The sequence below is a fragment of the Galbibacter sp. L-19 genome (assembly GCF_056857615.1).
This window is the reverse complement of record NZ_JBSXNL010000009.1, coordinates 1-9,184: the sequence shown is the minus strand read 5'-3', so window position 1 is coordinate 9,184 and position 9,184 is coordinate 1. Positions and strand designations below refer to the sequence as shown.

The window sequence follows — 9,184 nt, the reverse complement described above, 5'->3', positions numbered from 1 at the left end:
ATAACAACTCAAAATTATGCAAAAAAGATATATTATAAGAGATAAGTGTATCCTATTATTTACCCTGCTTATCTTTTCTATTGGAACGTATTCCTTGTTTGGGAATACTAGGGGTGTTAATTTTTTTGATTTAGCTGTTTACCAACATCGGATTAAGGGAGTGGTTACTGATTCGGGCGGAACTCCGGTTCAGGGAGCTTCGGTTCGTATAAAAGGCACTTCAACCGGAACTTTCACAAACAGTGAAGGTGTCTTTTATCTGGAGGCCACTCCTACCGATGTTTTGATATTAAGCTATATCGGATTTAAGAAACTAGAGGTTATAGTGGGAAGCTCGGAGGAACTTTCCCTTGTATTAGAGGAAGATGTGACTGATCTTGGAGCGGTGACGGTCAATGCAGGATATTATTCTGTAAAGGAGCGAGAGCGCACTGGAAGTATTTCAAGCATCTCTGCTGCTGATATTGAAGAGCAACCCGTTACCAATGTTCTTGCTACTATGCAAGGACGAATGCCGGGAGTGTATATCACACAAGACTCGGGGGTACCTGGTAGTGGTTTTCAAATTCAGATAAGGGGGCAAAATAGCTTGCGATCGGATGGGAATATGCCTTTGTATATTGTGGATGGTGTTCCTTTTACAACCCAGTCTATGGAGAGTTTCTATACCGGAGAGGCAGTACCTGGAATTATTAACCCTTTAAATAATATCGACCCTACGTCCATAGCAAGTATCGAGGTGTTAAAAGATGCCGATGCTACGGCTATTTATGGCTCACGTGGAGCGAATGGGGTGGTATTAATTACAACAAAAAAAGGAGTTGCTGGTAAAACCCGGTTTCAGATAGGATACACCTATGGATTGGGAAGGGTTGCTAATTTCATGGACCTTATGGATACCAACACCTATCTGGAGATGAGACGGGAAGCTTATGCCAATGATGGTATAATAACATATCCTGCCAATGCTTACGATGTAAATGGAACATGGGATCAAAACCGTTATACGGACTGGCAAGAAGTATTAATAGGGGGAACCTCTGATATTATAGATGCGACAGGTTCCGTGTCAGGGGGAAGTGAGCACACTCAATTTTTAGTGAATGGGAATTACCATAAGGAAACCACTGTATATCCAGGAGATTATGCGTATAATAAGTTTGGACTTAATAGTAGTATCAATCACAGTACCCGTGATGAAAAGTTTAAGGTACATTTAACTGCTGGTTATACAATTCAAAATAACAACTTACCGGGGTTGTCATTTATGACAGATATCTACCAATTAGCTCCTAATGCTCCGGCATTGTATCAGGAGGATGGGACTCTGAATTGGGAAAATAGTAGTTGGGAGAATCCATATAGTGTATTTGAAACCTCTTATGAATCAAAAACGAATAGCCTTATATCAAATCTGTTACTTTCTTATGAACCTATTGATGGGTTGGAGTTTAAAACCAGTTTGGGTTATACTAATAATCAGTTTTTTGATCAAATGCTTCGTCCATCTACTGTATATGATCCAGCATATGAAATTACCAGTGAGTTTTCGAATGCCTACAAAAATCAGGTACATTTTAATTCTTGGATTGTCGAACCACAAGTATCTTATAAAAAAGAATTTTCGGCATTTAAAACGCAGTTATTAGTTGGAGGGACATTTCAAAAACAAGTTTCTTCACAATTAGTGCATAGTACTAGTGGGTATGCCAGTAACAGCCTATTAGGAAATATGACTGCTGCTTCGTTTATTAATATTGCCACGGATGATCAGACTGAATATAAATACAATGCCATATTTGGACGATTGAATACTTCCCTTTTTAATCGTTATTTTATAAACATAACAGGGAGACGGGATGGATCTTCTCGTTTTGGTCCTGGTCGCCAATTTACCAATTTTGGTGCAATAGGTATTGCATGGTTGTTTTCAGAGGAATCCTGGTTAGAAAACTTAAACTTTTTAAGTTATGGAAAATTAAGAGCGAGCTATGGGACAACAGGAAATGATCAGATAGGTGATTATCAGTATTTGGATACGTATACCATTAGCGGAAATAGTTACAATGGAATAGCCGTTATGGAACCCTCAAGGCTTTTTAATCCTTCTTTTAGCTGGGAAGAAAACAAAAAGTTAGAGGTAGCCATGGAAACAGGATTTATAAAAGATCGACTCTTTTTAACGGTTGCTTATTTTAAGAACCGTTCTTCGAATCAGTTGGTAGGAATACCACTTCCGGGAACAACAGGTTTTTCTTCTATTCAGGCTAATTTAAATGCTACTATAGAAAATAAAGGATGGGAGTTTACATTACGTTCCGAACAATTTAAAAACGAAGATTTTTCATGGAGTACTACATTTAATCTAAGTGTTAACCGTAACCGACTGGTCTCTTTTCCAGGATTAGAAACCTCCACCTATAGCAATAGCTATGTTATAGGAGAACCTTTAAATATCAGTAAGGTATATCAGTATGAGGGCTTGGACTCTCAAACGGGACTGTATCAATTTAAAGATTTTAACGACGATGATTTATTAACACGTGAAAATGATCGAGAAGCTATCATACGATTTGATCCTGACTTTTTTGGTGGAATCCAAAATAGTATTCGTTATAAAGGATTATCCGTAGACTTTCTTTTTCAATTTGTTAAACAAGATCGTTATACCGGTGAACATTCAATGGGAATGGCTGGAAGAATGGGGAATCAATTAAACCTATTACAGGATCGTTGGAAGCAACCAGGAGACATCGCAACCTTTCAGCCCTATTCTTCAGGGGCTAATTCTGAACTTAGATCAAGGTATTTGAATTATTCCCAAAGTAATGCTGTATTGGATGATGCCTCCTTTATTAGACTTAAGAACATAGCTATTTCTTATCAATTACCGAGGAATATCTTGCATGGGGTTACTTGCAGTATTGTTTTAAAGGGACAAAATCTATTGACTTTTACAGATTATGAGGGATTAGATCCAGAAGCTAATTTCACAAATAGTTTACCACCATTGCAAGTACTCACCACAGGGATACAACTCCATTTTTAAATTAATAAAATCATGAAAAAATATATAACAACAGTTTTAAAAAATAAAAAAACAAATGGGCATCTTTGGTTTCGAAGCCTGCTAATATTTGTATGCTGCAGTACATTTTTGCTATCTTGTTCAGATTTTGTGGAGGTAGAACTTCCTTCATCGCAACTCAATGCTGATGATATCTTTACCGATATTTCTTCTGCTAATGCAGCCATGGCTTCCATATATGCTGAAATGCGTGATGGTAGTATGGTAAGTGATTTAAGTTATCAGATGGGGAATTATGCAGATGAATTGGATTATTACGGTAGTATGGCTTCTGATACCGAGGATTTTAATAAAAATACGGTAATTTCTTCCAATGGTACCATCAAAAGCTGGTGGAATACTGCCTATAATTTAATTTATAGTGCAAACTCAATTCTAGAACGTGTTGAGAATTCAAAACAACTTTCTACAAGTGATTGCAATCAGTTAAAAGGGGAAGCTTTATTTGTAAGAGCATACCTTCATTTTTACTTGGCGCAACTTTATGGAGCAGTCCCTTATGTAACGACCACTAATTATTCAGAGAATGCTAAGGTGGTTAAAATTCCTGTTGATCAGTTGTATTTAAATGTACTGGAGGATTTAAAAGTAGCTGAAGGCTTATTAGGTTTGGAATATGTAAATCCAAATCGTACCCGTCCAAATAGAGGCGTAGTTAAAGCACTTATGGCAAGAATATATTTATATACAGATCAATGGGAGGCTGCTGCTCAGGCAGCTTCGTATTGCATAAACAATACAGGTACATATACATGGAACACAAATTTAAATACCTTGTTTTTAAAAGATAATACTACAACTATTTGGCAATGGTCTCCTGAATTTGAAGGACAAAACACCAATGAAGGGCAAGCTTTTATATTCTTTTCAGTACCTCCGGGAAACGTAGCCTTGAATCCTGAGCTTGTAGCAAGTTTTGAAACTAATGATTTGAGATTGGATGGTTGGATTAAGGGATTATCGGATGGGGAAACTACTTGGTATTATGCATATAAATATAAAGAGCAAGGTGGGACGGATGTCTCAAGAGAGTATAGTGTCATTTTTCGATTGGCTGAACAATATTTGATAAGGAGCGAAGCACGTGTACAAAACGGCGACATAGAGGGAGGGGTGTCTGACCTAAATAAAATAAGAAATCGCGCAGGACTTTCCGAAGTTGGTGTTACTGATAAAGCTACCTTATTGAAACTTATCTTAGAGGAACGTAGGCATGAATACTTTACAGAATTAGGACATCGCTTTTTTGATTTAAAGCGTACAGAACAGCTGGATACTGTTTTAGGAGTTAAACCAGGTTGGAATACAACAGACAGAATATTACCATTACCAGAGGATGAACTCTTGATAAATCCAAATTTAGAACCGCAAAATAAAGGATATTGATGAGAGGACTAAATATAAAATCGATCAATTTCTTTCATCATAATTGCAACCTTTTATGGGGTTTAGTATGGATAGGACTTCTTTGTGTTATGCCTTTATGTGCACAAAGTAATCGTAAAACCATGACCCCAGAAGATTATGATAAATGGTATCGTTTTAACTCTTTAGGGTTTGCTTCAGAGGGGAAATGGGTATTATTTAAAAAGTCTTATACAGATCTACCAGATTCATTATTTGTAAAAGAAATAATGGGAGATAGGCTTTACGCAATTGAAGATTGCGGTCAGTTAACTTATGTTGGAAATAAGATAGTTATTGGACATTGTGCGAATGGGAGGTATCAAATACTACATCTGGCATCGGGAAGAATGGAAAAAATGAATGCAGATAAAGTAGAAGTAAGTTTAAATGAGGATTACCTTATGATGTATCATAAACAAAAGAAGGAACTGATTATTAGAAATCTTTCAAATGGTAAAAACGCATTTTTTTTTAATGTTTATGACTATTCCCATAATCCAAAATCCAATGCCATTGCAATTATGAGCCGTGAATCTACAGAGAATCAACTAACCTTGATATTTTTAAACAAAACGCTTAAAGAGGTTGTCTTATTGGAGAATTCTTCTCGCAAAGTTGTCGAACTCACATGGAATGCAGCGGGAGATGGTGTGGCCTTTTCGATGACTTCTAGTGAATCAGAAGGAGAATATGAAGATGCAGGGGAGCTATGCTTCTATAAAATAACTAAGGAAAAGATGATGCGTATAGATTTGAATAATTGGGGTGGTTTTCCAAGTGATAAGAAGTTGGTAAGCACATGGGTTTTGCCGCTAAGGATTACCCCAGATGACAATAGGATATTATTTGCTTTTAAACGCAAACAACCTGTCGAAATGAAGGAGCTTCCAGAGGTCTGGAAAGCCGGTGATCCATATATCTATAAAGGGATGACTTATAGGATGCATTGGCAAAATACAGCCAAGTTAGGGATATGGGATGTAAAAACCAATCGTTTTATTAAGGTTACTGATACACTATATCCTCAGTCGCTTATTAATAAAAATGCATCTTTAGCCTTGCTGTACAATCCGGCAACTTATCAACCTCAATCCATGTCGAAGCCTCCTATTGACCTCTATATAGCAGATTTGAAAAAGGAGAGGAAAACATTGTTTTTAAAACGTCAGCTGCATGAAACATCAAAAGTTTCCTTTAGCCCCTCTGGACGTTATATTCAATACTTCAGAGAAAAGGAGTGGTGGCTTTACGATTCTAAAACAGATGTTCATATTAATTTATGTAAGAAATTTGAAAATACTCAATTAATTGATTATGATGAATTAACTCCGTTATTATGGAGCAAAGATGAAGATGCTTTATTTATGCAGGGAAGTTACGATTTGTGGGAAGTTCCTATTGGAAATGGAGAGGTGAAGTCTTTAACGAATGGGAGGAAAAAGGGAGTTCATTATCATGTACTTACCAAGCCTACTGTTTACCAAAAACGACCTCAATCATTATATTTTAATCGACAAACTCAATCGTTGATATTCTCTGTAAAAAAAGGGGATAGTATGGGTTATGCGATATTAAGACCGCAAAAAAAACTACAAGATATAAGTCTTAGTGAAAATTATGTTCGTGATCCATTTCTATCTGAAGATGAACGATACTTTAGTTTTAGAATGGAGCGTAACGACCAGCCCTCTAAATTAATGATTTATGACCTGAGTTCAGATCGTTTACAAACATTGTTTCAGAGCAATCCTCATTATAAGAATTATAAACAAGGGCGCTCCAAAAAGGTTTTTTATCGCAATAAAGATGGTCTCTTACTCTCAGGGATTCTTCGTTTTCCGACGGACTATAAGAAGGATTCACTATATCCCATGATTGTACGTGTTTATGAAAAACAGGGATATAAGCGTTTTCAATATGTAAATCCTACCATGTACAATGGCTCAGGATTTAATAGTAAAAATTATGTTAACAATGGTTATTTTGTATTTCTACCAGATATTTCTTATACCATAGGGGAACCTGGCTTTTCAGCAGCAGATTGTATTATATCAGGTACCAAAGCTGCATTGAAGGAAGCTTCTATTGATCCTGATAGAATTGGGTTGATAGGACACTCATATGGAGGGTTTGAAACGTTGTTTACCATAACTCAAACTGATTTTTTTGCTACTGCTATTGCCAGTGCTGGTGTAACCGATATGGTACGGGGGTATTTAGGTCTTCAGGATCGGATTCTACTTAGTTATGATATGTATGAACATTTTCAACACCGCATGGGAGTTTCTTTATTTGAGGATTACCAAGGATATTTGGATAACTCTCCTATATATCATGCCACCAAAATTCATACACCTTTTTTATTATGGTCGGGTAAAGAGGATTATCATGTGAATTACCATCAGAGTATATCCTTTCATTTGGCCATGAAAAGGCTAGAAAAACCAAACAGTTTACTTTTATACCCTCAAGAAGGGCATGTACTAGGACGTCCTGAAAGTCAAAAAGATATTACTATAAAGACCGAGCAATGGTTTGCATATTATTTGAAAGAAGGGATAAAATACGATTGGATGCCGTAAGTGATGAATTAAAGTAAATAGGGTGGCTCATTTTAGAGCCACCCTATTTTTTTTAGAATCTATGGTTGTTCAGGTCTATAAAGTTGAACAGTACATTGATTCCCCTCTTCTAAAAATAGTGGGGTACCATCTTCTTCATAATTGACTGTACAAATATAATCTGTTTCTACAGTTGAACAATCATCTGCTTGTTGGCATGATGTTCCTGCGGGATTTAATTTAATATGCCCCTGAACAATTGCTGCGTCTTTAGCCTTTAAACTCATTGCATGTGTTGAAAAGGCTCCGATGGTTGCTATGGCAAAAATAAAAGCCGGCAACCATTTTCTTGAAATTGTTTTCATATTTTTTGTATTTAAAGTTATGATCTACTCTTTTTTACAGGTTTTCGATCTTACCCCTGTCATCGCGATATATTTGTATGTGTATCTTCATGAAGCATATTTTTAAGGTCATATTGGACTAATTTATTCCCGATAAAACCATAAAAAATAGATTCCTTTATGAAAAAATGTCTTAGGGGTTTCCCTTGTTCTTTATAGATGTAAAAACTGGTTTGATAATTTCCATTTAAGATATTGTATACATCTATTGTTTGAGTTTGCTTCCATGTCTTTTCTGCCTCATATCTTCCTTTGATTTGAGAACGTATATATAAAAAGCCATTATAAGTATAGCTTGCAGGATTAACCATCATGGAGGCAATCAATTTTAGTTGTTGAGGATTCGATGTGGAGTCTATAATTAAGTTGGGCTTAGAAATGGTGTCAATTGTATGAGCTGTTATAATGTTGTTAAGTTTCTCACTCATTACCAAAAATTTATTTTTATAGAAATAAGTATAGGATACGTGATTGGTAAGACCATCGTATGTAATACTACCATCGGCATTAAATATTTCGTCAGACTCATTATTCAAAAGGTGCGGTACAATTTGATAGGGTAGTGAATCCTTTATATAGAGGTAGCCAAGGTCACTTTTCTGGGATTGAGGATTCAAGGTTTTAAATAGTAATGTGTTATCATTAGTTAGTTGGTAATTTGAAAAGTTGATATTACCTTGGTATTGCGAGTCTACTTCCCAATTCGTTGTAGTTCCTTTTAATATCATAGAAATTTGACCATCTATTAAAAAGAAATAAGGAGGCTGGACTCTGACTTGAGCTGCAATGGATGGTAAATTATTATTACTGATTTGAATCTTAATGGTTTTCACAGTAGCTGTTTGTAGGTTTATTCGTTTTACAATGAGTGGACTACTATAATTTCCCAGGTAAATATGTTGTTTACTTGAACCAGCAAAATAAAAAGCATCTCCGTTTAAATTTATATTAGCAATCTTTGGAATATTATATGAGTATCGACGAATAAAAGGATTTTCTTCGTATATAATTCGCTCTGAGGTTAGAAATAACATGGTGACCGTACCAACACTTAGAAGTGAGATTACGGAAGCTATTACATAAAAAGCATACTTGTTCTTGCTTTTAGAATCTCTTTTTTTGTGAAAATGAATGGCTAAAAGAGCAAATAAGGTAAATACTATATTAAAAATAAGGTGCGCCTTCCATCCCATTTTTTCCAGCACACCACCACAGGAACAGGGGATATTAGAAGCGTGGTTTAAAATGATATAAATATAGGTGCTAAACATGACCATTAAGGCTAATGATGCCAACAGACCTATATAACGTGTGTTTTTATATAGAAGTAGAAGAGCCGTTAAAATTTCAGATATAGGAACAATCCACACTAGCCAACCGGCATAGGCACTCAGCATCGGTGCTTGTCCAATTTGAATACGGAAATTTTCAAAATCCAACAGTTTAGTGAGTGCTGCATATACAAAAAGGAGTATAAACAGATAACTGATGATCTCCGTAATTAAACCTGTATGTTTTTGATACCATTTCATATCATTTGTATTTATTTGGTATTAAATGCTATAAATCTGCGCACTAATGGCTCTGCCAAATAAAGGTAAATGATTATAAAAGTGGACTTTGGTGGGTTTACCTTATTTTTTTACGGTATTTCCGCATTTAACATTTTATTTAAAGGGAAAACTAGTCTTTTTAGATAAAACCTTCTTCTTTAGCCCTTTTAA

5 protein-coding genes are annotated in these 9,184 nt (G+C 35.7%); 3 read left to right on the top strand and 2 right to left on the bottom strand.

The features are described 5' to 3' along the window. Positions 1-16: 16 nt before the first annotated feature. From AC13CQ_RS00210 to AC13CQ_RS00200, 3 genes are all read left to right on the top strand, one after another. On the top strand, positions 17-3,049 hold the full coding sequence (locus AC13CQ_RS00210; protein ID WP_482882584.1) for a SusC/RagA family TonB-linked outer membrane protein: 3,033 nt from the start codon (positions 17-19) through the stop codon (positions 3,047-3,049). A 12-nt stretch (positions 3,050-3,061) separates the two neighbouring features. Continuing rightward, complete coding sequence (locus tag AC13CQ_RS00205; RefSeq protein WP_482882583.1) at positions 3,062-4,474, top strand: RagB/SusD family nutrient uptake outer membrane protein; 1,413 nt, start codon at positions 3,062-3,064, stop codon at positions 4,472-4,474. 122 nt (positions 4,475-4,596) lie between these two features. Further along, complete coding sequence (locus AC13CQ_RS00200; RefSeq protein WP_482882582.1) at positions 4,597-7,077, top strand: alpha/beta hydrolase family protein; 2,481 nt, start codon at positions 4,597-4,599, stop codon at positions 7,075-7,077. A 59-nt stretch (positions 7,078-7,136) separates the two neighbouring features. On the opposite strand, the gene AC13CQ_RS00195 is transcribed toward AC13CQ_RS00200, so the two are convergent. Then, on the bottom strand, positions 7,137-7,421 hold the full coding sequence (locus AC13CQ_RS00195; RefSeq protein ID WP_008613048.1) for a DUF6520 family protein: 285 nt from the start codon (positions 7,419-7,421) through the stop codon (positions 7,137-7,139). Between the two features lie 59 nt (positions 7,422-7,480). Continuing rightward, positions 7,481-8,992, bottom strand: coding sequence for a DoxX family protein (locus AC13CQ_RS00190; protein ID WP_482882581.1), 1,512 nt, complete (start codon positions 8,990-8,992; stop codon positions 7,481-7,483). Positions 8,993-9,184: the final 192 nt, after the last annotated feature.

Coding starts and splice junctions, on each gene's coding strand:
- AC13CQ_RS00210 (WP_482882584.1), top strand. CDS start 17: ATGCAAAAAAGATATATTATAAGAGATAAGTGTATCCTATTATTTACC.
- AC13CQ_RS00205 (WP_482882583.1), top strand. CDS start 3,062: ATGAAAAAATATATAACAACAGTTTTAAAAAATAAAAAAACAAATGGG.
- AC13CQ_RS00200 (WP_482882582.1), top strand. CDS start 4,597: ATGACCCCAGAAGATTATGATAAATGGTATCGTTTTAACTCTTTAGGG.
- AC13CQ_RS00195 (WP_008613048.1), bottom strand. CDS start 7,421: ATGAAAACAATTTCAAGAAAATGGTTGCCGGCTTTTATTTTTGCCATA.
- AC13CQ_RS00190 (WP_482882581.1), bottom strand. CDS start 8,992: ATGAAATGGTATCAAAAACATACAGGTTTAATTACGGAGATCATCAGT.